The organism is Mesorhizobium sp. B2-4-15 (assembly GCF_006658505.1).
In the GTDB taxonomy this organism is placed as follows: Bacteria; Pseudomonadota; Alphaproteobacteria; order Rhizobiales; family Rhizobiaceae; genus Mesorhizobium.
The window spans coordinates 181,834-203,355 of sequence record NZ_VFUZ01000009.1 but is presented as its reverse complement, the minus strand read 5'-3'; the positions used below and the strand labels follow the sequence as shown (position 1 = coordinate 203,355).

Below are 21,522 nucleotides of genomic sequence, written 5' to 3'. Positions count from 1 at the left end.
ACCCTTCATGCCGCAGCTTGCCTTTCATCAGCTGATCGGAGCCAACTTCAGCTTTCAGCACTTTCCGTTCGACCAGGTCGCGAGGACTATTCGCGACTTCGGAATGCGGGAGATTGAATTGTGGGGCGTTGCCCAGCATCTCGACCTCTTCCACGCCACGGATGCGCGCGTCGACGCCGTCGGTCGCGTGCTGGCCGACAATGGCCTGTCCACCTGGTGCTTCACCCCCGAACAGGTGCTGTATCCCATCAACATCGCCTCTGGTGATGCGGATCTGCGCCGCGACAGCATCGAGCGGTTCCGCCGCGCCGGCGACATCTGCGCGATGCTCGGCGCGCGCTATCTATTCCTGACCCCAGGACGGGGATTCGAGAGCGAAGCACAGCAGCCGGCGTGGGACCGCGCGCTCGAGGCGCTCGGCGAGATCGCAGCGCACGCTGGCCGAAATGGCGTGCGCTGCCTTCTTGAACCGCTGCAGCGGTTCGAGACAAATATCGTCAACGATGCGGCAGGCCTGCGCGGGATGCTGGACATGCTCGACGCGGACAATATCGACGTGGTGCTGGACACTGTCGCCATGGCCACGGCGGGCGACACGGTGGCGAGCTATATCGACCTGTTCGGTTCCCGTTTGGCGCATGTCCAACTCGTCGACGGCTCGCCTGGCGGGCATCTTGTATGGGGAGACGGCTCGCTGCCGCTCGGCCGGTACGTCAGCGAATTGGCAAATCTGGGATACGCGGGGAAAATTACCTTCGAGCCCTTCGGCAACGGCTCCTACGCGCTCGATCCGGTCAAGGCTTGGACACGCTGCCTCGACGCCCTCGAGCCTTACCTGGACCGCGCGGCGGTGCCGGCATGACACGGATGCAGAACCTTGTCGCGGTCGGGGACAATTGCCTCGACGCCTATCTCAGCCATGGCCTGCTCACCGTTGGCGGCAACGCCCTGAACGTAGCCGCGCAATGGCGGCGCAGCGGCTTGGCCGCACGGTACTTCGGTGCGGTCGGCGAGGACCCCGAAGGCGAGGTGGTGCTTGCCGGCCTGGCCAGCGTCGGCCTGTCGCCGGACGATGTTGAGCGCCTGCCCGGCGACACCGCCGTTACCTTGCTTCGCGAGGAGTCCGGCGACCGGAAATTCCTGCATGAATCCTTTGGGGTCGGCGAAAATTACATGCCTTCGGCGGAGCACTACGCGCTCGTCGCCAGGGCGGACTGGGTGCATCTTGGCACCAATGCCAACAAGGACCTCGTCCGCCGGCTGGTCGCCGATCATGTGCCCTTCAGTGTCGATCTCTCGACGGCGCATCTGGCGCTGCCGCTCGAAGGCGTGCCCCTGCTGTTTGCCTCCGGGCCCGATGCCGCCGATGCTCCTGTCGAGCCGTTGTTGACCGCGCTCAGGGCGGCTGGTGCAGGACAGGTGGTGCTGACCTGCGGTCGACGCGGCTCCTACTTCGACGATGGCGCGAGCGTCGTGCACGCGCCGGCCACGCTGATCGATGTCGTCGATACGTGCGGTGCCGGCGACAGCTTCATCGCCACGTTCCTGACCGGCTTCCATTTCGATGGCCTTCGCGCTGTGGATGCGTTGCAAAAGGCTTCGATCGCGGCTGCGCAAACCTGCACCCATCTCGGCGGGTTTCCCCAGGAGCCGCGTCCCCTCCCGGGTTGGCTTCCGGCCAAATATGCCAGCTTCATCACAGACCCCCAAGGAGCCTGATCGTGACGACACTTCGTTTGCGACAGCCGGCGGTGGCGCTTCCGTCCGACCGGTCGTTCTGGCTGCAGGACATCGGCGCCGACGCTGTGACTGAGCCGATGCAAGGCAGCGAGCGCGCCGATGTGCTGATCGTCGGCGGCGGCTATACCGGCTTGTGGACGGCGCTGCGCATCCGTGAGCTCGCGCCGGAGACGCGGGTCATCGTGCTGGAAGCCGATCTCTGCGGTTCGGGTGCGTCGGGCCGAAATGGCGGCCAGGTTCATTCTTGGTTCGCCGAACTCGACCAGATCAGTGCCGTCGTCGGCCTCGAAGAGGCGCGGCAACTGTGCGCCGACACGGCGACTTCGATCGCCGAACTGAGAGGGCTGCAGCAAAGCGGCACGATCGACATGGATCTGCGGCTGGACGGATGGCTGTGGACCGCCAGCTCCAAAGCCCAGGAAGGGGCGTGGGATCGCGCGGTTGCCATGACGGCAGCGGTGGGCGAGGACCGTTTCAAGCCGCTGACGGCCGACGATATCAAACGCCGCACCGGGTCATCGGCGTCCTATGTAGGCGTCGTCGAGACCAATGCCGGCACGGTCCATCCGGCCAAGCTGGCCGCCGGATTGCGGAAACTGGCATTGACGCGCGGTGTGATCATTCATGAACGCAGCCCCGTCCTCGACATCGAGACGGGCAAGATGTGCAGAGTGCGCACGGCGCTGGGCACAGTGCAGGCAGAAAAGGTGGTGCTTGCCGCGAATGCATGGCTCTCGGCGCTGCCGGAACTGCGCCGCCATCTCTATGTCGTCGGCAGCGAGGTGATCGCCACCGCCGCCATTCCTGAACTGCTGGACGGCATTGGCTGGCGTGACGGTGCATCGATTTGCGATTCCCAAGCTCAGGTCCTCTACTACCAGCGTACCACCAAGGGCAGGGTCGTGTTCGGCCGCGGCAGCGGCGACGTTGCCTTCGGCGGCAATTTCGGCGGCGGCTTCAACCGCAGTCCGCGGCACGGCCGCGACAACCTTCGTGAACTGCACCGGGTCTATCCGGAGTTGCGCGGCGTGCGGATCGACCATGACTGGGCCGGCCCCATCGACTGTGTGCCGGAGCACGTTCCCGTCTTCGATCATCTGCGCGATCACCCCAACATTTTCTACGGCATGGGGTTCAACGGAACCGGAATCGCGCAGACGGCGATCGGTGGGCGCATCCTGGCCAGTCTCGTCCTGGAGCGTAAGGATCGCTGGAGCGCCAGCGGCTTGGTCGGCATCGGGCGGCGCATGGCGCTGCCGCCGGAGCCGTTCCGCTATCTCGGCGCCCGCCTCGTCGGTAGCGCCGTGCGTCGCAAGAATGAGGCCGAGATCCACAACCGGAAGGCGGACAAGATCACCAATCTGCTGTCTCGGCTGAAGCCGGGCTATCGCAAGAAATAGGGCGGTCATTGGACCTGCACTTTGTATGTCCGGGAAGCAGCCGATCCGTTGACCCGATCCGCAAAGGCCATCGCCAGGCTAGAGGGCTAAAATAGGCTCAGGTAGTCCAGCAATATCAACAGGCCGCATGAAGACTGCGCCACCGACATCGTTTGCCTTTGTCACCTCCGTCGTGCTGCTGTCCCAACCGGTAGTGACGCACAGGGCCTTGAGCTCTGGTCCCGCGAAACATAGGCTCGTGACGAAAGCGGCTGGCAAATAGAGTGACCGACGGAGTGTCCCCTTGGGGTCGATGCATACGACCTTGCTGCCGCCATACAGTGCACACCACACATTGCCTGCACTATCAACCGCAAGGCCGTCCGGCATTCCATCGATGTTGGCAAAAGCGAAGAACACCCGACGGCCTGATATCGATCCGTCATCGTCAAGGTCGTAGGAGAAGATACGACGGCCGACTGTGTCGCTGAAATATAGCTTGCGATTGTCAGGCGAGAAAGTTGGGCCATTGCAAATGACGAAGCCTCTGTCGCCGACTTCCCAATCAGAGCCAGGGACCATGCGATAGAAGAGAGCGTTTGGAACTCTCTCCGACACATCGTAGGTTCCCACCCAATAGCGCCCCGCGCGGTCGACCTTCCCGTCATTGTAAACAAGGTTCATTTTTCCTTGCTTGGGATCCGCAAAAAAACGCGCCTTCCCAGTATGTGTGTCGAGGAGATGCAGCCCATGATCCACAGCGAGAAGCAGGCCTTTGTCGGTAAGTACGAGCGACCCAATCGTCTCAGCGAAATCCAGCTTCCAGCTTTCGACAAGGCCGCTGCCTTGCCTTTGCCGATGGACAACCGGGCCGTAGAAGTCGATCCAATAGAGCGCTTGCTCTGCGGGGTGCCACAGTATGCTTTCGCCCAGCCGATCGCGCGTCGGGGCACAGATATTCCATTCTGCCTTGGACAGCGGCATGTTCCCGATCCTCCGGCCATTATAGTCGATCGTCGATCGGGCACAGGCGGCGATGAACCTTCTAGAGCCCGGCCGGCAGATGCCCGTGAAAAATAGAATCGGAGCTTCAGCTACCGATGTGGAAAGCCTCCGTGTGGCCGTCCACTGCTATAGCCTGACCTGTCACCATCTTTGCAGCCGGCGATGCGAGGAACAGACACATCTCAGCAATTTCCTCGGGATTGACAAAGCGCTTGATCGATTGGGATTGGACGTACTCCCTTTCCACGATATCGATAGCCATTCCGCGGCTCTCGGCCTCAGCCTTGATCACCTGTCGCATGCGCGTGCCGTCGACGGAACCTGGGCAAATTGCATTGGCGCGTACATTGTGGGGGCCAAGTTCCACAGCGAGTGATTTGGTGAATCCGATGACGGCCCATTTGGCTGCGGCATAGGGCGTTCGAAGGCCGTAGCCGTAAAGGCCCGCTGTCGAGGATATGTTGATGACGCTACCCGAACCCTGAGTCTTCATGACAGGCGCCGCACGTCGGGCACACATGAATTGCGCATCGAGACAGATGCCTACGCATTCTCGCCAGTCTTGAAGTTTGAGCTCCTCGACATAACCGGTGGGGCCCTTAGTGCCGGCATTGTTGATGAGAACATCCAGGCCTCCGAGATCGCCAAGAGCATCGTCGAACCAATCGTCGATCGCACTCTCATCGGATAGGTCCACTTTTCGTGCTGCGATCTTGGGATATGTCTGCGCGACAGTTTGCAACGCGCGTTCATCGACGTCACAAATATGAACCCTGGCGCCACTGTCGGCGAACGTCTTTGCGATAGCCCAGCCAATGCCTGAACCCCCCGCAGTGATCATCACTCGCTGGACCATTCTTCCGTCTCCTTCGCAATGGACGATCGGCGTCGCCTCTTAAGACTTAACCGATACCTGTAGGCGTGTTCCGATCGTCGGCGTCAGCCTCACACGATTGTCAACAGGCCGACACCTGTCTGCGTGTTTGGGCTTGCGGGCTGAAATCTCGGGGCGCGGCAGGTTGCCAGTCAGCGTGAAAGCTCGCCCCCGTCCACCACGATATTGGACCCGTTCACGTATGAGCAGAGACCTGAACAGAGTGCCACGGCGACGTAGGCGATTTCCTCGGGTTGCGCGAAGCGGCCCATCGGAATGGCCGCCTCATAGCCGGCGCGAATTGCCGCCGGGTCAGTGCCAGATTGTCGTGCTATGTTTGCCGTTGTTGTCGCAACCATCTCCGTATCGACACTGCCCGGTGAGATCGTATTCACGCGTATCCCGCGCGGTGCGAGCTCTCCCACAAGCGCATCGGCAAGTCTCAAGACACCCGCCTTGGATGCGCAATAGGCGCCCCAAAGAGGCCAGCCCTTCAGACCATACTGCGATGCGATAAGGACGAGATTACCACCCCGAGGCAGATGCCGTGATCCTTCCCTCGCGACAAGAAAGGCGCCCGTCACGTTCACGTCGAGCACGCGCCGGAAATCGGCCACGGGCATGTCGGCCAGGGGAGCGACAGCGCCGATGGCGGCAGCGTGAACGATGTCATCGATCGGACCATCGCGGGCTATCTTGGCCAAGACGCTTTTGACGGATTCCTCATCCGCAATGTCACAACGGTGAACCACGTCTGACGAATTGATATCAAGGCGGAAAACGGTTGCCCCGGCTTGGTCGAACGCGTCCGCGATTGCCTTGCCAATTCCGCGCGCGGCGCCCGTGACGACGGCGCGTCGTCCAGCAAGCAGGAGGGGCACCTGGAACAGCGAAGAGGACTTTTCCCGCGACGGGGTGTCGAGTGTCATTTGATGGCTCCGGCAAAGCGTTTTTGGCTGTGGCGGAGGCTATTTCACCTACGGTTGCCCCAGCAATGGTGCCGACGGTCACCATTCCATTATCGCTACGCCTGACCTGTGGCGCCGATGGTGACCGTCGGCACCATTGTTGGCGTCTCCGGGCCTGAATTAGGCTCCTGCCACGATCACGATTGTCTTGCGGGAGCCATTGCCATGAAGCCAGATACCCTTCCCAAATGCTGCATTATCGGAGCAGGCTGCAGTGGGATTGTCACCGCCAAGGCTCTTACCCAACGCGGCATTCCCTTCGATTGGTTCGAGATGAGCGATCGCGTTGGCGGTCAGTGGGCATTCGAGAACCCCAACGGGAAGTCGGCGGCCTATAGGTCCCTGCACATAGACACGTCGAAGCTGCAACTACAGTTGGCCGATTTTCCAATGCCTGCCGATACGCCGCATTATCTGCATCACACGCAGGTACTGTCCTATCTGATGGCTTACATGGATCATTTTGGCCTGTCAGGTAAGGTCAAACTCAATACCGAAGTCGCGAAGGCCGAACGTGACGCGGACGGCACCTGGCAAGTCCGGTTGGGCGACGGTCAGACGCGCCATTATGATGCGCTGTTCGTGTGCAACGGACATCATTGGGATTCCCGTCTGCCCGAACCGGCTTACCCGGGCAACTTCGACGGGGTCCAGATTCACTCCCACGGCTACCGCGACCCCTTCACTCCCGTTGATTTCAGGGGCAAAAGCGTCCTGGTGGTCGGGATGGGCAATTCCGCGATGGATATCGCTAATGAGCTCTGCCCACGTCATATCACGAAGAAGCTGTTCGTCAGCACCCGTCGCGGTGCTCACATCTTCCCACGTTTCCTGCTTGGCAAGCCTGCCGACAAAGGCAAGCTGTATCCCTGGTTGCCGCTGTCGCTGCAGCGCTGGGTCGGTCGCCGGATTTTCCATTTCGCGGTCGGTCACATGGAAGACTTCGGGCTGCCCAAGCCGGACCACCGCGTGTTCGAAGCGCACGTCTCGGTCTCGGATACGTTTCCGACGCTGGTCGCTTCCGGCGATATCGAAATTCGTCCCGGCATCAGGGAACTTGACGGGGATAGCGTCGTCTTCGAGGATGGGCGCCGTGAAAAGATCGACATCATCGTCTGGGCCACGGGCTACAAGGTCAGCTTTCCGTTCTTCGATCCATCGTTCATCTCGGCGCCGGGCAATCGATTGCCACTGTTCAAGCGCGTCCTCAAGCCTGGGATTCCGAACCTCTTCTTCATCGCCCTGGCTCAACCGAGCATCACCCTTTTCGCGCTAGCAGATCGCCAGGCAAAGTGGATCGCCGCATACCTTGCGGGTGACTATGCACTGCCCACGGTGGAGGAGCAGAAGCGTACCATTGTCGCCGATGAAAAGAAGCATATGAGCCGCTACTACGCGTCGGCCCGACACACGATGCAGCTCGACCAGGAGATCTATTTTTCGGAGCTGGAGGGTGAACTCAAACGGGGCCGAAAGCGCGCCCGATCCCTCGGGTTTGGCCACGTCCGGCTGCCTGTCCCAAGGACATCTGATGCCGAGTTTCGCTCCGCGGCAGAATGACGGGCACTGTCACGTGCCGGTCGCTCGCAAATGCTGGACATAAGTCAGAAAGAGTTCGCGTTCGGTTGTGATATCGAGCTTTTGGTACAAGCGCAGACGATGGTTCTTGATCGTTCCGCGCTTTACCCCCAATCGATCTGCTATACTGGCGATGGGGTGGCCTTCGAGAGTCAGTTCGACAATTTGCCGCTCGCGATGGGTGAGGGTGGCGAGCCAGGCATTGCGATCGGCACGGGGTGCATGCATGGCCGAAACTTCGACCTGGTCGCATTGGCCACCTGGTGCTGCCCCGAAATCGGCACCAAGGGCTGATCTCACAATAAGCCGACCGTCAGGCAGCAAAGCTTGCCTTTTGCCCGAGCTGGCCAACTCGACCAACGCCTCCACCAACCCTCCATCCGGCGCGGCGACCAGTCTGCGCCACGCGCCGTTCGCGGCAAGTTCGTCGCCGCGCCGGTCGAGAAGTCGCAATGGTTTTTCGGTTGCGTCAGCTGCCAGGCCATGGCTGATGATGGCCTTCAGGTGGGCATCATGCAGCCCGGCCAGCAAAGGAAAAGCGTTGTCTATTGTCGCCAGTTCGGTCGCAGTGAACTCACCAACGGCACGGTCGACAATGAGCGTCGGACTGGCGCCGCCAATTGGTGGCAGGAACACGGCAATCTCGTCGCTGATGCTGGCCGCGCGCAGGAACTCCAGAGCGTAACGGCTCTTCCACATTTCCGCCGGGGCCATCTGGCGCAAGGAACACACGGCCGGCAACCCGACAGTTCGCCAGTAGTCATGAAATGGGTCAAGCGCGTAGAGACCGGAGGCGTAAGGTGCTGCAACCTCGCTGCGAATTTCGCGCGGGATAATCAGGTCCGGCGCTCCAGAATTCGAATACCGGACCAAGGAGTGCTGATCGGCTTCCACCAAGGAGGTCATCACGTCGAGCATCCGGTCGTAGAAATCTTCTTCGCCAATCGCCGCACTGGCGCGTCCGATTGCCGTGCAGAAGCCGAGCTTTGCCATACTGTTCGGCATCTCGAAGCGAATCTGGCTGTGATCTGGAGCAAGCCTGCTCACCGGAGAATGGATGTTCATCTCTCCTCCCTTGGCCTTCTGGCCCAAAAATTGGTCAGTGGGCCAATTCTTGATCCTTTTGGCCAAACATGTCAATGTGGCCCTATGAGCCTGACAAAAATCAGTGACATTCGACGCCGCGAATTGCGGCACGCAGCGTTTGAGGTCCTGCAAAGCGAGGGGATGGCTGGCGCAACAATAGAGAAGGTTGCCCAGAAGGCAGGAGCCTCAAAAGGCATTGTTCATCACTACTTCAAAACCAAGCAGGAGCTCTTCGAGCACACAATGCGCCATTCGAATTCGCTGCTGCGCGATGAAGTCATTCGGCAGATGCGACTCGCACGGAGCCCCGAAGAACGATTGTGGGCCATCATCGCCGGCAATTTCAGCACAGCGTTCTTCACGCCGGGAATCTGTCACGCTTGGCTGGCGCTCTGCGCGGAAGTTCCGCGCGAGCCGCAACTGGCGCGAATCCAGCGTGTCGTTCACGCCCGAATGCATTCGAATCTGATGAGCGCCCTGTCCGAGCTTGTTCCGGTCGATCAATGTGAAGCCGTCGCGCTTGGCATAACAACGATCATCGATGGCCTTTGGCTAAGGCTTGGGTTGCGACCGGCGAGGATTTCAGCACTCGAAGCCCTTGCACAGGTGAGTGATTACCTGACCCACCGCATCCCTCACATCCGTTGGGACGAGCATTTGTCGCGAACGGATCCCAGCCGTCAGTTAGGCTGAATGGTGGTCGGCTCTCGGATCGGCCTGCGCTGGGAATGGTGACCGTTGGCACCATTGTTGGGCTCTGGATGGCTGAATACGCTTTGCGGGAGCTGAACTGGAAGGAACGACATCATGGCCGCGCGGCTATCGGAGAGAGTAACCCTCATCACCGGAGCGGCCTCTGGCATCGGCCGGGAAACGGCCAGACTATTTGCGCAAGAGGGCGCCACGGTATTCCTCGGCGATATCGATCGCGGCCGCGGGGAGGCGGCGGCCGCCGCCATAGGAGCGTCCGCGTCCTATGTCTCGCTCGATGTGACGAAGGAGGATTCTTGGTCGGGTGCTGTCGAAACCGTCGTGCAGCACGCCGGTCGGCTCGATATCCTGGTCAACTCCGCGGGTACTTGGAGCGACGGTGATTTCATTACCTACTCGCTGGCAGAATGGCAGCGCACAATGGAGATCAACGCCACCGGTACATTCCTCGGCTGCCGTGCCGCCGTTGCTGTGATGAAGGAAAAGGGCAATTCTGGTTCGATCGTCAACATCTCCTCGGTCTACGGAAACATCGCTGCGGATGACGCGGTAGCCTATGCTGCCAGCAAGGGCGCGGTCAGGATGCTGACCAAGGGAGTCGCCATTTACTGCGCTGCGAACGCGCTGCCCATTCGCTGTAACTCGGTTCATCCAACCTATGTCGACTCGGAAATGCTTGCGAGCTTCGCTCAGGAGGTCGGCGGGCGCGAAGCGGCGGTGGCCGGGTTGAGTGGGGTGGTGCCGATGCGCAAGCTGCCGGTCCCCTTGGACATCGCGGAGGCGATCTTGTTCCTGGCGTCTGACGCAGCTCGGCTCGTGACGGGGGCTGAACTGCCTGTCGATGGGGGGATGCTTGCCGGAATCTTTGCACCTGTCAGCGTTCCGACACGCCATCTCGGTGCTTGAACACCCCGGGAACCGGAGTTCGAAAACAAGAACGAATGACAATGGGAGAAAGAAATCATGATCGGTCGAAAAATTGCACTGTGGACACTCCCCCTTGCCGCGGGTCTCGCGATCGCCCCGCCGGCGATAGCGAAGCCCCTGGGCGATACGGATACCTCGATTAAGATCGCCATCAACGAATGGACCGGCCAGAACCTGTCCGCGCATATCGCCGGCAAGTTGCTGGAAAAGCTCGGATACAAGGTGGAATATATCACTGCCGGCACGTTGCCCCAGTTCACCGGTATCGCAAGCGGCAGCCTGTCTGTGTCGCCAGAGGTCTGGCCGAGCAACCTGGGTGATGTCTACCCGAAGGCCAAGGCCGAAGGAAAGCTCGAGGAGATAGGCGAACTCGGTCTCGACACAAAGGACGGGTGGCTCTACACCGCCGACACCAAAACAGTCTGTCCTCAATTGCCCGATTGGACTGCGTTGAAGGATCCAGCCTGTGTGCAGGCGCTGGCAACGCCGGAAACGTTCCCGAATGGGCGTCTTCTGGATTACCCGGCGGATTGGGGTTCGGCGAGCGGGCCAGAGCTGAAGAATGCAGAGATTCCATTCACGCCGGTGCCAGCTGGATCCGAGGGTGCGCTCGTCGCTGAGTTACAAGCGGCCGTGGCGGCTCACAAGCCATTGTTGATGCGCTTCTGGGCCCCGCATTGGGTGCTGGCCGAAGTGCCTGTGGAATGGCTCAAAATGCCGCCTTGTGACGAAAAGAACCTGGCCGAATGCATCGTGGCGCCGCCGGTGATCAAGGTTGTGTGGGCCGGATTCCACGAGAAGTGGCCAGCCGGATATGAGCTGATGAAATCACTTCAAATCCATGCCGATGACCAGCAGAAGATGATCTACGCCGTGGATAAGCAGGGCAAGAATCTCGATCAGGCTGTCGACGGTTGGATCGAGGAACACCAGAGCGACTGGCAAGCTTGGGTGAAAGCGGCTCAGAACTGATTTTGAGCGAGGCCAATCGCAGCTGGTGAAAGCTGTGATTGGTCGTGACCCTTCTGCAACCGGCTGAAGAAAAGTTGGATATGACCAATCCTGTTGGTGGATCAGAGACCCCGAGCAAGGCGACCGCCAAGCTCAGGTCTCGCAATCTTTGGAAGATATATGGACCGCGGCCGGCGAAGGCGCTTGAGATGGCGCTCTCATCGAGCGAGCCTGTCGCCGCGCTTAAGCGCCGGCTGGAGGCGAGTGGGAATTTTCTTGCCTTGGCGGATGTCAGCTTCGACGTTCAGCAAGGTGAGATTTTCGTTGTCATGGGCCTTTCCGGCTCAGGCAAGTCAACACTGGTGCGGTGCCTGTCCCGCCTGGTCGAGCCAACACATGGCGAGGTATGGCTTGGCCAGGAAAACCTCCTGTCCGCCACCGAGCGCCGATTGGTGGAAATGCGCCGCAAAGTCATGGGCATGGTCTTCCAAAGCTTCGGATTGCTTCCCCATCTCAATGCCCTCGACAATGTGATGTTTCCGCTGCGAATGGCAGGCATGCCACTGGCGCAGCGCTTGAAAACCGGCCGGGAAATGATCTCGCTCGTCGGGCTGCAAGGGCGCGAGCGCAGCATGCCGCACGAACTTTCCGGCGGTCAGCAGCAGCGCGTTGGCATCGCTCGTTCGCTCGCTGTCAATCCCGAGCTGTGGTTCCTTGACGAACCATTCTCAGCTCTTGATCCGCTCATCCGGCGCCAGATGCAGGACGAGTTCCTACGGCTGCAGCGCATGCTGCAAAAGACGATTGTGTTCATCACCCATGACATCCAGGAGGCCTTTCGCCTGGCCGACAGGATCGCAATCATGCGAGAAGGCCGGATCATTCAGATCGGAACCCCGGCCGAGATCATGCTTCACCCGGTCAACTCCTATGTGGCAAGCTTCACCGAGGAGGTCTCGCTCACCAAGGTGGTAACTGCTGGCTCTGTCATGGAGGTGATCCCCGCGGACTGGACTGGCGGTGAAGGCGTTCATGAAATCGATGCGGCCGTGCCGATCGAGGCCCTGTTGCCTCGAAGCATTGCCGGCACCCGATCATTTGTGATTACGCGAGAAGGTGAAGGTCGGGTTGGCCTTTTGCGATCCGAGGTCATCGCCAAAGTGCTGGCAAATGACACAATACAGCGGGGTGCAACGTGAGCGCTCAACAGGCTGTGTTTGCACCAAACGAAAGCGTGCCGATCAAATCGAGGCAACTTTTGTGGCTCGTCGTTCTGGCCTTCATCGCGATTTGCATCGCAATGCGGCCCGCGTTGCCATGGCTTGTGACCTATCCAAGCTCTTGGTTGCTGCCGGTCCCATCCATCATAAACAGCGTCTTTGGCTTCCTAATTCCTTTGCTAAAGCCGATCTGCGCGGTCTTGGCGATCATCTTGCGAGCAGCTTTGGATGCCTGCAGCGCAGCGCTCCAATGGATGCCTTGGCCGGCGATGATCCTCTTCTTCGCCATCCTGGGTTGGTTGGCACGAGGTTGGCAACTCGCGCTGTTTACGGCGGTAGGCCTCGGTTATGTGGTGATGGCCGGCTACTGGGAACAGGGCATGAATACCTTGTCGCTGGTCACATTGGCGGTGCCGCTGGCAGTGGGCTTTGGTTTCCTGCTCGGTGTGGCTGCTCACTCATCGCGGTATGTCCGCGGCATCACGATGGTCGTGCTCGATCTGCTGCAGACGGTGCCGGCCTTCGCGTTCTTGATCCCGCTGCTGCTGCTTTTCGGTTTCGGACCGATCGTCGGCCTGATTGCCTGTCTTGTCTATGCAGTGGCCCCCATGGTCCACTGCACCATGCTCGGGCTAGAGCGTGTTCCTCCCTCACTTCTTGAAGCGGCTAGCATGGCGGGCTGCACGCGCCGGCAACGGTTCTGGCATGTCATCCTGCCGACCGCCAAACGGGAGATCTTGACGGGCATAAACCAGACAACGATGGCGGCCTTCAGCATGGTCATCATGGCGGCCATCATCGGGGGCTTCAACGACGTCGGTTGGGAAGTGCTGAACTCCATGCGGAAGGCAGAGTTTGGCCAGAGCCTATTGTCCGGCCTCGTAATAGCGGTCCTGGCGATGGTCGTTGACCGTATCACCTTCGGCATGGCCCAGCCGGCGCGTGACAGAACACAGACGACATTGCGCAACGGCCTGCGAATGGCAGTCATCCTGGGGCTGCCACTTTTTGTTGCGTTCTTGTTAAATGCCTCGCCCTCCACCATGGCCTGGGCCGATAAAGCGCAAGGGGTCATAGACCCGTCCGGTTTGAACCGGGTTGTTATCAGGTTTGTGCAAGACTTCTCTGCACCGCTGGACGCCTTCAAGGTGTTCGTCCTGTATCATTTCATGCTGCCGCTTCGTATTGGTCTGGTTGGCGCCGTAACGCCCTTCACATGGGGGTTTGCCTGGACATTTCAGGTCAGCACCATTTATTGCGGACTCTCGCTGTCGCTCGCTGTCTGGCTATGGTTCAGAGGCCAATGGCAGGGTGGCGCCGGCGTTTTGATCGGCTCGACATTGTTGCTGCTGGGTTTCAATGGGTTTCCCTGGCCGGCGTTTGTCATCGTCGTCACTGCCTTGGCGTGGTCGGTAAGCGGTGCGCGCCTGGCATCTCTGGCGGGCCTCGGAACTTGCTTTATTGTTGGCGCCGGCCTTTATGGCCCGCTCGGTCAGTCTCTCTATCTGTGCCTTCTTGCCGTTTTGATATGCATGTTTGTCGGCGGACTTCTAGGTGTCGCGGCAGCCAAGAGCGATCGCTTTTCAGCTGTTTTGAAGCCCGTATGTGACGCGCTCCAGACCATGCCCCAGTTCATATTTCTCATCCCTGCCTTGATGTTTTTTCAGGTGGGCGAACTCACCGGCCTGATTGCCATTGCGTTGTACGCAATCGTGCCGCCAATCCGCTATGTGGAATATGGGATAAGAAGCGTGCCAGCCGATCTCGTCGAGACATCGCGGCAGATCGGATGCACCGCATGGCAACGTTTGATCCATGTTGAGTTGCCAGTCGCCAAGCCGGTCGTTGTGCTTGGCGCAAACCAGACGATCATGGCTGCCCTTTCGATGCTTCCGGTGGCGGCGCTGGTCGGCACGAAGGATCTCGGACAGCAGGTCTATATCGCACTCAGCAAAGCGGATGCAGGCCTAGGACTGGTCGCAGGCCTATCGGTTGCACTGGTCGCCATGATTTCAGATCGCATCATGCGAGCGACTGTCTCAAACACGGGGGGCGCATTGGATTAGGCTGCTAGGGTGCCTTGAATCCTTGCTCCCTTGCAGCTTTGAGCCAAGCTGGTCCGGATTTACGTGCACCATAACTTCCAATTACTCGTACGGGGCGGAGAGCCTAACCCCGGCCGGAATGAAAACGCGCCGGCGTGAAGGTCTTCCCGACTCAACGGCTCCTTTGGGTTCGCTGAGATCTAAATCCGCCGCTTCGAAGTCGGCCCCTAAGCGGATGGTCCGCAACGCGCCTTCGTGTGGCCGTAAAGGCAATTTTGTGAGCGCCCAGAAGCGGACTTCGCGGATGACCATGCTGCAGGTCGCAGCGCGCCATCGACATTCCAGGAGCAACCGAGCGATGTGTCCAGGCTTGCAAGAAGAGTTCGGCCGCAGACCATCTTTTGAGTGGGAAGATGGCTAGCGGCCGACCCGCTGAGTGGATTGTCGGCATCCGTCGGCGCGCGCGCCGACATGCGGGTTTTTGACCCGTCTCATGCAAGTGAACACTGCCGGCCTTATGACGGCCAGCGTTGCGATGACCCAAGACCCAACCAACGCCAAAACTTCCTTGCCTATGCGGTTGCGCTCCGCCCCATCCCATCGGGCGTCACCTTCGAGAACTCCTCCGTGACGACCCCGATCGGCCATCCCGGCAACAATCCCCATAGCGCCAGATCACCCGGCGGCTTCGCTCAATCCGGCTTGCAATGAGATCCGATGTTGAGGCCGCGTGCCAAACCAGTGTCTCGGACCTCACAGAACCCTCCAGATTGAACCCTCCAGATTCCCATGAGCGAGAATATCTGATTCATCATTTCTGCTGGATATGGACGCCAGCAGGCATGGTTAAGCTGGGTCATCCTCGCAACTTCGATTGACGGCACGGAGCGAATTTGTAATACTGCGTATTACAAATGGAGAAGTGCAATGCCTAAATCAAATCTTTCTGACCCGATCACAATGCGCTTGCCGGAGGAGGTCTTGGCTGCAATCGAACAGATTGCTGAAACCTGCGACAGGTCGCGCAGCTGGGTGATGGTCAGGGCGCTGAAACTATACCTTGCAAGCGAAGGATCTGACATCCTCGCTGTTAGGAAAGGCCGGGAGCAGGTGGTCGACGGCGATGTCCATGACATGGATGAAGTTCTCGGAGAGATCCACGAGATCGTTAACCGCAAGGTCGCCTGATGAAGGTGCGTTTGTCGGGAGATGCGCGGGCTTATCTTAGACAGGAGGCCGCTTATCTTCAGAAGCACAGTCAGAAAGCAGCCAAGGCATTCGTCGACAGGATGACTGAAGCTCGCAAGAATCTGGCTCGGTTTCCAGAGATAGGCAAAACGTTTGATCGCCTGCCGATTCCGGGTTCCCATCGATTGGTCGTTGGGGACTATCTTCTCGATTATGATCTAACCGATGAAGAAGTGGTCATCCTTTCAATACGTCACGGTCAACAGCAACCATTGACTCCAGAAATTGAAGACGACTTCGATTACGAAGAGAATGCCGCGAAGCCATCCGACCCCAAGCGGTAAATGGGCTTAACCTTCAGCCCGATCGATTTCTGGCAGCGAGAATCTGAGACCAAGGGTTTGTTGTCCGGACTAGCCGGTGCTGCAGCTTCGTCGCTCTGCATGTAGTCTCAACGTCAGAAGCGCCTAGTGTTGACAAAGGTGTCGTGTGCTTCCGCGGCGTCCTTGAGAAGCTTGGATTTCTCCTCGGCGCTGAAGAGATCCTTCGCACCGGCCAGGTCCGAAAGCTCCAGCGTTGCCAGCAAATCGGGGGCGGTGGCCGACAGACAGACCCGAGTGGAAGCCGGGTTGGCGGAAACCGAGACCGCCCTTGCGGCAGCGCAAGCACGCTGGGATCGGGAAAAGGCACTTGTGACCGACCTGCGCGACTTCATCGAGGCCCATAAGCAGGGAGTATCCTGCCACGTCTGCGGCGAAATGGCCGCAAGGCGGCGATGCACTCGTCGTTCGGTCACAGGCAAGATCAGAAGGAAGAAGATTGTATGAATGACCGCCCGCCAAGTCTACAAGCGAGACCGGCGTTTGGACACCAAAACCAAGCCGTCACAAGTGCGGCGTGTTAGAGTGGGATGAGATTACTTCCGGTCATATCCTGAGTTTTCGAAGTAGTTTGAGCACTCCATTGGTGTGACGCGGTCGAGGGTTTGGCCGATCGCGTCGCAAACCGTTTCAATGGTGCGCCTTGCGGCCATTCTCAGCCAGTGCTTGAGCTTTGAGAAGAGCTGTTCGATCGCATTGAGATCGGGCGAGTATTTCGGCAGGAAGAAGAGCTTGGCGCCGGCGGCGCGTATGGCGCGGCGCACCGCCGGCCTTTGTGTGAAGGGGCCTGATTTCGCTCAGCTTCGCGCGGATGCTTCGGCGGCCGACACCTGCTGTGCGGCAAGAAACATTAGCGCCGAGGCGACGGTCCGGCGGTTCCATCCGGCAGACTCGGCCGTGTCGAGCAAGTCTGTCAGCAGCGGCTTCAGCGCGCTTCGGCATTCGGCCTCATGGGCCAGGAATTCGCTTGCCGGATGCGTCGGGGGCGGAATCGAGCCACTGCCGCTCATCATATTCATGAGGGCCTCCCATTGTTGTTGGCGAAGCGCCCGCTCCCGGCCGGGAGCGGGCTTCCGTCTGCGTCTCAGAAGTCCATGCCGGCGCCCGCCGGCATGGCCGGGGCGGTTTCCTTCTTCGGCTTTTCGGCCACCATCGCTTCCGTGGTGACCAGCAGGCCGGCTACGGAGGCAGCGTCCTGAAGGGCCGCGCGCACCACCTTGGCCGGATCGATCACGCCTTGGCCGTAGAGATCGCCAAATTCGTTGGTCTGGGCATTCCAACCCCAGCCGAACTCGCTCCTTTCGCGCAGCTTTCCGACGATAATTGAGCCCTCGGCGCCGGCATTCTCGGCGATCTGCCGAACCGGCGTTTCGATCGCGCGACGCACGATCTCGACGCCGGTTTTCTGGTCCGGGTTGTCGGTCTGCACAAGGTCGAGCGCCTTCGCGGCCCGAAGCAGTGCGACACCGCCACCGGGCAGCACGCCTTCCTCGACGGCGGCCCTGGTGGCGTGAAGGGCATCGTCGACGCGGTCCTTGCGCTCCTTGACCTCGACTTCGGTCGAGCCGCCAACGCGGATTACCGCGACGCCGCCGCCAAGCTTGGCTAAGCGCTCCTGCAGCTTTTCGCGGTCATAGTCCGATGTCGTTTCCTCGATCTGCGTCTTGATCTGGGCAACGCGGCCTTGGATTTCTTCCTTGCGGCCGACGCCGTCAACGATGGTCGTGCTCTCTTTCTCGATCACAACCTTCTTGGCGCCTCCCAGCATCTGCAGCGTTACATTCTCAAGCTTGATGCCGAGGTCTTCCGATATCGCGGTGCCACCGGTGAGGATCGCAATGTCCTCCAACATGGCCTTGCGGCGGTCGCCGAAACCGGGGGCCTTGACGGCCGCCACCTTCAGCCCGCCGCGTAGCTTGTTAACGACGAGCGTCGCCAGCGCCTCGCCCTCGACATCCTCGGCGATGATCAGCAGAGGTTTACCTGACTGGACCACGGCTTCGAGTACGGGCAGCAGAGCCTGGAGGTTTGACAGCTTCTTCTCGTGAACCAGGACATATGGCTCGTCGAGCTCGACACGCATCTTGTCCTGATTGGTGATGAAATAGGGCGAGAGATATCCGCGATCGAACTGCATGCCTTCGACGACTTCAAGCTCGGTCTCGGCGGTCTTGGCCTCCTCGACGGTGATCACGCCCTCATTGCCGACCTTCTGCATCGCCTCGGCAAGGAAGCGGCCGATCTCCGCATCCCCATTGGCCGAGATGGTGCCGACCTGGGCGATCTCGTCGTTCTTGGTGACCTTGCGGGCGTTCCTCTTGAGTTCCTCGACCACCGCATCGACCGCCTTGTCGATGCCGCGCTTCAGATCCATCGGGTTCATGCCCGAGGCGACAGCCTTCGCGCCTTCGCGCACGATCGCCTGGGCAAGCACGGTGGCCGTCGTGGTGCCGTCGCCGGCGATGTCGCTGGTCTTCGAAGCGACTTCGCGGACCATCTGGGCGCCCATGTTCTCGAACTTGTCCTCAAGTTCGATTTCCTTGGCGACGGTGACGCCGTCCTTGGTGATGCGCGGGGCGCCGAACGATTTGTCGATGACGACGTTGCGGCCCTTGGGGCCGAGCGTGACCTTCACCGCGTCGGCGAGGATGTTGACACCGCGCAGCATGCGCTCACGGGCGTCGGAATGGAATTTGACTTCTTTGGCAGCCATTGGATCACTCCTTCACTCTAGGCAGCTTTCATTGACTGGTTGGATTCCGAGAAGCCCTCAGGCGGCCTTCTTTACTTGCGCGGTCTGCTCGATCACGCCCATCACGTCGCTTTCCTTCATGATGATGAGGTCTTCACCGTTGAGCTTGATCTCGGTGCCGGACCACTTGCCGAACAGGATACGGTCGCCGACGTTGACGTCGAGGGGCACGAGCTTGCCGCTGTCGTCGCGGGCGCCCGGACCGACAGCGATGACTTCGCCTTCCTGCGGCTTTTCCTTGGCAGTGTCGGGGATGATGATGCCGCCGGCCGTCTTCTCCTCGGCCTCGATGCGGCGGACCAGGATACGGTCGTGCAGTGGACGGAACGTCATATCGTTCTCCTTCAGGACAAACAGATTGCGAGAAGCTCCTCCGCTCCGGACCGGCAGGACCGGAGCGGGCCTCGCGCGACCCTTTCGGCATCGCGCGCATGTCGAGTTAATTTTGCCTTCTTCTACTTTCAAGGGGCGCCGCAAAATTTTTAGCACTCTCGACCGTCGAGTGCTAGCCCGCTGAAAACATGCGGTAAATTCGATCGTGCGAACCAAATGAGAGGCTTGAATTCGCTATTGAGCTGAACAAGATTAATCGGCGCCCGGCACCGCCGGGACCGCTGAGACAAGCCAAACAAGGAGTTTTTGGATACGGAGGACAGAAATGAACCGACAGACGCTTTCGCCGATTATTCCTTCCCTGACTCGCGAAATATCAGATCTTTCGCTCGACCGGCTGCTGTCGCCGGCCAGCCATTTTCAGCACCCGCAGGACGTGCTGGAAGACGGCTCGCTCGACCTATTGGATAAGCGGGCGATCCTTTCGTCCTGGGCATCCGACGCTTGCGCCGTGGAATCGATGCCAGCGCTGCGCCAACCACCGGGCACCGAGCGGCCGGTTTGCTTCGACGACATCATGGATGCGTTGCGTCGGCTGGATACCGCTGCCCCGCCGCCTCGCAGCCCCGCCGATGACGACCACCGGCAGCTGTTCGACCGTCTGAGCGCGTGAGGCGCGGAAGGCGATGGCGAGCGCGGTCAGCAGGGAATTCCGCTTGCAGATGAATGGCTACGGCTTGACCACTGCCGAAATCCACTACTATCTGCCCGACCATCCGAACCTGCTGCAGCTTTACGTCTGGCAGGACTACGATGTCGCCCCGGATTTCCCCGCGCTGAGGGACTTCCTGGGCTTTTGGGAACGCGAGCTGGAGGGTGGCTTGCACTCTGTGCGCGTCGCCCACCATGGGCTTATCGGGCCATCCGAATGGCGGGCCGTCGACGGGATCATCGCGATCAATTGAAGATCACCCCGGCGGCGCGCCAAGGGCGCCCGCAAATCATCATCGCGTGCCTGCTGCAGGCAGGCGAGGATGGCGGCTTTTCACGACCTTGACGATGGCTTCCGCCGGGCCTAGGCGTCCAGGCTCGGAATCCCCAGGCCGGTGCTTGAGAGACCGGCAAGGTCAAGGGGCGCCGCTTCCTTGGCGTTCCTCGTATATTGTTGCTCAAGGGAGGATATAGCTATGAGAACCACGTTTGACTTCGGTCCCCTGTTCCGGTCGAGCATCGACTTCGATCGGATCCTCATCGAGATCGCAGCCGCCAAGGCGATGCCCAAGGGCACGACAAACAAGATCGAAGCCGAGAAGCAGGCCGCCTGAGGACGTTCCTGTGACGGCGTGACGCGATTATGCCGGACCGTCAGTGTGAGGTCGGTTTCTTGCCGCCTCAAGAGCCTTGATGGCGTTATAGACGGCCTGACGCTTGGACTCGGCGGGCTCGTTGGGATGGAAACGAGCCTGCCCCAGCCGGGTGAAAGCCACCGTCAGGTCGGCAACACGGTCGCGTCCTTGCTGTCCACTTCCTTCCTCTCGATCCTGGGAGGGTCGATCGGGTTACCACGGCAACTGATAAAGCTCACTGCTTAGGCGACAGAGTTCCTTTGCTTCGCCACGCTTCGGGGGAAAATGGACGAAGACCGGCCGGCGCGAAGAGCCGGTCTTCGTCTCCCATCGCGTGAGGCAGTCAGGCCGCCTTAAGCCCCTTCAAAGCCTTCTCGAAGGCGGACTTGACCGGCTTGGATACGTCCTCGACGGCTTTGGTCGTGACGGCTTGGAGTTCCTTGGCCTGCTCGACGGCCGTTTCAACCTGCTTGCGGACAAAGGCGATTTGCAGGTCAATGAATTCGGACGGCGACTTAACGGCAAGCAGGGCTTCAAAGTGCGAGAAGGCGGCTTCAGTATTGGCGCGCAGAACAGCAATTGTCTTCAGCGACACATCGCCGCCAACGGCTTTGGCCGTTTCGAAGCTCGACTCGAGAGCGTTCTGGGCGTCTTCAGAGCCCGCCTTGAACCTGGCAAGAACTTCTTTTGACTGTTCGACGCCTCTTTCAGCTGCAGCGCGGAACTCAGCCGCAGCCTTGGACGGGTCAAAGGTCGGCAACGCGGCGCCTTCGATATTATCAGGGGTCTTTTCAGCCGTGGACATGGTTCCATCCTTCCGTGGGCAGCCCCAAAACGCCTCCTCAATTTATGAAACCCGCTCGAACCGATAGCAATGCTTTTGTGCGCTGCACTATGAATTTCTTCCCTTGCGGTAACTAAGCGCTGAAGGCAGGGCCATCGCATGAGACGTGGCACCCACAAGGTTCGAACTTGTGCCCTGCCTTTGCGGAGGGCAGGCTGTCTTGATTGGCGACGTTCGCGCTTTCGCTGAACGTCG

At 59.9% G+C, this 21,522-nt stretch carries 22 protein-coding genes and 1 pseudogene; 14 read left to right on the top strand and 9 right to left on the bottom strand.

Translation table 11 applies throughout. From position 1 onward, the window contains the following. The first annotated feature begins 7 nt into the window (after positions 1–7). The 3 genes from FJ930_RS13690 to FJ930_RS13680 are packed head-to-tail and all read left to right on the top strand — an operon-like array spanning position 8 to position 3,140. Positions 8–862 (top strand): sugar phosphate isomerase/epimerase family protein, encoded by an 855-nt coding sequence (locus FJ930_RS13690; RefSeq protein WP_141838262.1) that lies wholly within the window; start codon positions 8–10, stop codon positions 860–862. Further along, positions 859–1,719, top strand: a complete 861-nt coding sequence (locus FJ930_RS13685) for a PfkB family carbohydrate kinase (protein WP_141838260.1) — start codon at positions 859–861, stop codon at positions 1,717–1,719. The genes FJ930_RS13690 and FJ930_RS13685 overlap by 4 nt, the downstream gene beginning before the upstream one ends. A gap of 2 nt (positions 1,720–1,721) precedes the next feature. Continuing rightward, positions 1,722–3,140 (top strand): FAD-dependent oxidoreductase, encoded by a 1,419-nt coding sequence (locus FJ930_RS13680; RefSeq protein WP_141838258.1) that lies wholly within the window; start codon positions 1,722–1,724, stop codon positions 3,138–3,140. Between the two features lie 78 nt (positions 3,141–3,218). Here the strand turns inward: FJ930_RS13680 and FJ930_RS13675 are convergent, their stop codons facing one another. The 3 genes from FJ930_RS13675 to FJ930_RS13665 all read right to left on the bottom strand — a co-directional run bounded on the left by FJ930_RS13675 (position 3,219) and on the right by FJ930_RS13665 (position 5,927). Next, on the bottom strand, positions 3,219–4,103 hold the full coding sequence (locus FJ930_RS13675; RefSeq protein ID WP_140746082.1) for an SMP-30/gluconolactonase/LRE family protein: 885 nt from the start codon (positions 4,101–4,103) through the stop codon (positions 3,219–3,221). A 106-nt stretch (positions 4,104–4,209) separates the two neighbouring features. Then, positions 4,210–4,980 (bottom strand): SDR family oxidoreductase, encoded by a 771-nt coding sequence (locus FJ930_RS13670; RefSeq protein WP_246676909.1) that lies wholly within the window; start codon positions 4,978–4,980, stop codon positions 4,210–4,212. A gap of 170 nt (positions 4,981–5,150) precedes the next feature. Further along, a complete protein-coding gene (locus FJ930_RS13665) occupies positions 5,151–5,927 on the bottom strand; it encodes an SDR family NAD(P)-dependent oxidoreductase (RefSeq protein ID WP_140746084.1) in 777 nt (258 codons plus the stop codon). Positions 5,928–6,131: 204 nt separating this feature from the next. On the opposite strand from FJ930_RS13665, the gene FJ930_RS13660 reads away from it, so the two are divergent. Then, positions 6,132–7,526, top strand: coding sequence for an NAD(P)-binding domain-containing protein (locus FJ930_RS13660; RefSeq protein ID WP_141838256.1), 1,395 nt, complete (start codon positions 6,132–6,134; stop codon positions 7,524–7,526). A gap of 9 nt (positions 7,527–7,535) precedes the next feature. On the opposite strand, the gene FJ930_RS13655 is transcribed toward FJ930_RS13660, so the two are convergent. Next, the gene (locus FJ930_RS13655; protein WP_246676908.1) at positions 7,536–8,609 is read right to left on the bottom strand and encodes a helix-turn-helix transcriptional regulator; all 1,074 of its coding nucleotides are present in this window, start codon (positions 8,607–8,609) and stop codon (positions 7,536–7,538) included. Positions 8,610–8,693: 84 nt separating this feature from the next. On the opposite strand from FJ930_RS13655, the gene betI reads away from it, so the two are divergent. The 7 genes from betI to FJ930_RS13620 all read left to right on the top strand — a co-directional run bounded on the left by betI (position 8,694) and on the right by FJ930_RS13620 (position 16,016). Continuing rightward, positions 8,694–9,323: a transcriptional regulator BetI gene (gene betI, locus FJ930_RS13650; protein WP_141838312.1), complete on the top strand. Its 630-nt coding sequence runs from the start codon at positions 8,694–8,696 to the stop codon at positions 9,321–9,323. Positions 9,324–9,437: 114 nt separating this feature from the next. Further along, positions 9,438–10,247, top strand: a complete 810-nt coding sequence (locus FJ930_RS13645) for an SDR family oxidoreductase (RefSeq protein WP_141838255.1) — start codon at positions 9,438–9,440, stop codon at positions 10,245–10,247. A 57-nt stretch (positions 10,248–10,304) separates the two neighbouring features. Further along, complete coding sequence (locus tag FJ930_RS13640; protein ID WP_141838253.1) at positions 10,305–11,240, top strand: ABC transporter substrate-binding protein; 936 nt, start codon at positions 10,305–10,307, stop codon at positions 11,238–11,240. Positions 11,241–11,278: 38 nt separating this feature from the next. Next, positions 11,279–12,418 (top strand): ATP-binding cassette domain-containing protein, encoded by a 1,140-nt coding sequence (locus FJ930_RS13635; protein ID WP_246676907.1) that lies wholly within the window; start codon positions 11,279–11,281, stop codon positions 12,416–12,418. Further along, positions 12,415–14,505, top strand: coding sequence for an ABC transporter permease subunit (locus FJ930_RS13630; protein ID WP_141838251.1), 2,091 nt, complete (start codon positions 12,415–12,417; stop codon positions 14,503–14,505). Before FJ930_RS13635 ends, FJ930_RS13630 begins: the two co-directional genes overlap by 4 nt. Positions 14,506–15,411: 906 nt before the next feature. Beyond that, positions 15,412–15,672, top strand: a complete 261-nt coding sequence (locus tag FJ930_RS13625; protein ID WP_140746098.1) for a ribbon-helix-helix domain-containing protein — start codon at positions 15,412–15,414, stop codon at positions 15,670–15,672. Further along, the gene (locus tag FJ930_RS13620; protein WP_141838249.1) at positions 15,672–16,016 is read left to right on the top strand and encodes a type II toxin-antitoxin system RelE/ParE family toxin; all 345 of its coding nucleotides are present in this window, start codon (positions 15,672–15,674) and stop codon (positions 16,014–16,016) included. The genes FJ930_RS13625 and FJ930_RS13620 overlap by 1 nt, the downstream gene beginning before the upstream one ends. Before the next feature lie 572 nt (positions 16,017–16,588). Here FJ930_RS13620 and FJ930_RS13610 read toward each other — a convergent pair. The 4 genes and pseudogenes from FJ930_RS13610 to groES form a co-directional block, all read right to left on the bottom strand. Continuing rightward, positions 16,589–16,819, bottom strand: a pseudogene (locus FJ930_RS13610) (transposase); the annotation flags it as partial. A 30-nt stretch (positions 16,820–16,849) separates the two neighbouring features. Beyond that, complete coding sequence (locus FJ930_RS13605) at positions 16,850–17,071, bottom strand: hypothetical protein (protein ID WP_140746107.1); 222 nt, start codon at positions 17,069–17,071, stop codon at positions 16,850–16,852. Positions 17,072–17,136: 65 nt separating this feature from the next. Continuing rightward, positions 17,137–18,765, bottom strand: coding sequence for a chaperonin GroEL (groL, locus tag FJ930_RS13600; RefSeq protein ID WP_141838244.1), 1,629 nt, complete (start codon positions 18,763–18,765; stop codon positions 17,137–17,139). Positions 18,766–18,822: 57 nt separating this feature from the next. Continuing rightward, positions 18,823–19,137 carry a co-chaperone GroES gene (gene groES, locus FJ930_RS13595; RefSeq protein WP_141838242.1) on the bottom strand — a complete coding sequence of 105 codons (315 nt, stop codon included), beginning with the start codon at positions 19,135–19,137 and terminating at the stop codon, positions 18,823–18,825. 325 nt (positions 19,138–19,462) lie between these two features. Between groES and FJ930_RS13590 the strand changes: the two genes are divergently transcribed. The 3 genes from FJ930_RS13590 (at position 19,463) to FJ930_RS30095 (ending at position 20,462) form a co-directional block, all read left to right on the top strand. Further along, complete coding sequence (locus FJ930_RS13590; RefSeq protein WP_246676906.1) at positions 19,463–19,810, top strand: hypothetical protein; 348 nt, start codon at positions 19,463–19,465, stop codon at positions 19,808–19,810. Between the two features lie 13 nt (positions 19,811–19,823). Next, positions 19,824–20,102 carry an usg protein gene (locus tag FJ930_RS13585; RefSeq protein WP_140746116.1) on the top strand — a complete coding sequence of 93 codons (279 nt, stop codon included), beginning with the start codon at positions 19,824–19,826 and terminating at the stop codon, positions 20,100–20,102. A gap of 222 nt (positions 20,103–20,324) precedes the next feature. Next, a complete protein-coding gene (locus FJ930_RS30095; RefSeq protein WP_181763373.1) occupies positions 20,325–20,462 on the top strand; it encodes a hypothetical protein in 138 nt (45 codons plus the stop codon). A 364-nt stretch (positions 20,463–20,826) separates the two neighbouring features. On the opposite strand, the gene FJ930_RS13575 is transcribed toward FJ930_RS30095, so the two are convergent. Next, on the bottom strand, positions 20,827–21,288 hold the full coding sequence (locus FJ930_RS13575; protein WP_141838240.1) for a phasin: 462 nt from the start codon (positions 21,286–21,288) through the stop codon (positions 20,827–20,829). Between the last annotated feature and the right edge of the window lie 234 nt (positions 21,289–21,522).

Coding starts and splice junctions, on each gene's coding strand:
- groES (WP_141838242.1), bottom strand. CDS start 19,137: ATGACGTTCCGTCCACTGCACGACCGTATCCTGGTCCGCCGCATCGAG.
- FJ930_RS13605 (WP_140746107.1), bottom strand. CDS start 17,071: ATGAATATGATGAGCGGCAGTGGCTCGATTCCGCCCCCGACGCATCCG.
- FJ930_RS13655 (WP_246676908.1), bottom strand. CDS start 8,609: ATGAACATCCATTCTCCGGTGAGCAGGCTTGCTCCAGATCACAGCCAG.
- FJ930_RS13620 (WP_141838249.1), top strand. CDS start 15,672: ATGAAGGTGCGTTTGTCGGGAGATGCGCGGGCTTATCTTAGACAGGAG.
- FJ930_RS13675 (WP_140746082.1), bottom strand. CDS start 4,103: ATGCCGCTGTCCAAGGCAGAATGGAATATCTGTGCCCCGACGCGCGAT.
- FJ930_RS13640 (WP_141838253.1), top strand. CDS start 10,305: ATGATCGGTCGAAAAATTGCACTGTGGACACTCCCCCTTGCCGCGGGT.
- FJ930_RS30095 (WP_181763373.1), top strand. CDS start 20,325: ATGAGAACCACGTTTGACTTCGGTCCCCTGTTCCGGTCGAGCATCGAC.
- FJ930_RS13625 (WP_140746098.1), top strand. CDS start 15,412: ATGCCTAAATCAAATCTTTCTGACCCGATCACAATGCGCTTGCCGGAG.
- FJ930_RS13585 (WP_140746116.1), top strand. CDS start 19,824: ATGGCGAGCGCGGTCAGCAGGGAATTCCGCTTGCAGATGAATGGCTAC.
- FJ930_RS13670 (WP_246676909.1), bottom strand. CDS start 4,980: ATGGTCCAGCGAGTGATGATCACTGCGGGGGGTTCAGGCATTGGCTGG.
- FJ930_RS13665 (WP_140746084.1), bottom strand. CDS start 5,927: ATGACACTCGACACCCCGTCGCGGGAAAAGTCCTCTTCGCTGTTCCAG.
- FJ930_RS13645 (WP_141838255.1), top strand. CDS start 9,438: ATGGCCGCGCGGCTATCGGAGAGAGTAACCCTCATCACCGGAGCGGCC.
- groL (WP_141838244.1), bottom strand. CDS start 18,765: ATGGCTGCCAAAGAAGTCAAATTCCATTCCGACGCCCGTGAGCGCATG.
- FJ930_RS13690 (WP_141838262.1), top strand. CDS start 8: ATGCCGCAGCTTGCCTTTCATCAGCTGATCGGAGCCAACTTCAGCTTT.
- FJ930_RS13685 (WP_141838260.1), top strand. CDS start 859: ATGACACGGATGCAGAACCTTGTCGCGGTCGGGGACAATTGCCTCGAC.
- FJ930_RS13590 (WP_246676906.1), top strand. CDS start 19,463: ATGAACCGACAGACGCTTTCGCCGATTATTCCTTCCCTGACTCGCGAA.
- FJ930_RS13660 (WP_141838256.1), top strand. CDS start 6,132: ATGAAGCCAGATACCCTTCCCAAATGCTGCATTATCGGAGCAGGCTGC.
- betI (WP_141838312.1), top strand. CDS start 8,694: ATGAGCCTGACAAAAATCAGTGACATTCGACGCCGCGAATTGCGGCAC.
- FJ930_RS13575 (WP_141838240.1), bottom strand. CDS start 21,288: ATGTCCACGGCTGAAAAGACCCCTGATAATATCGAAGGCGCCGCGTTG.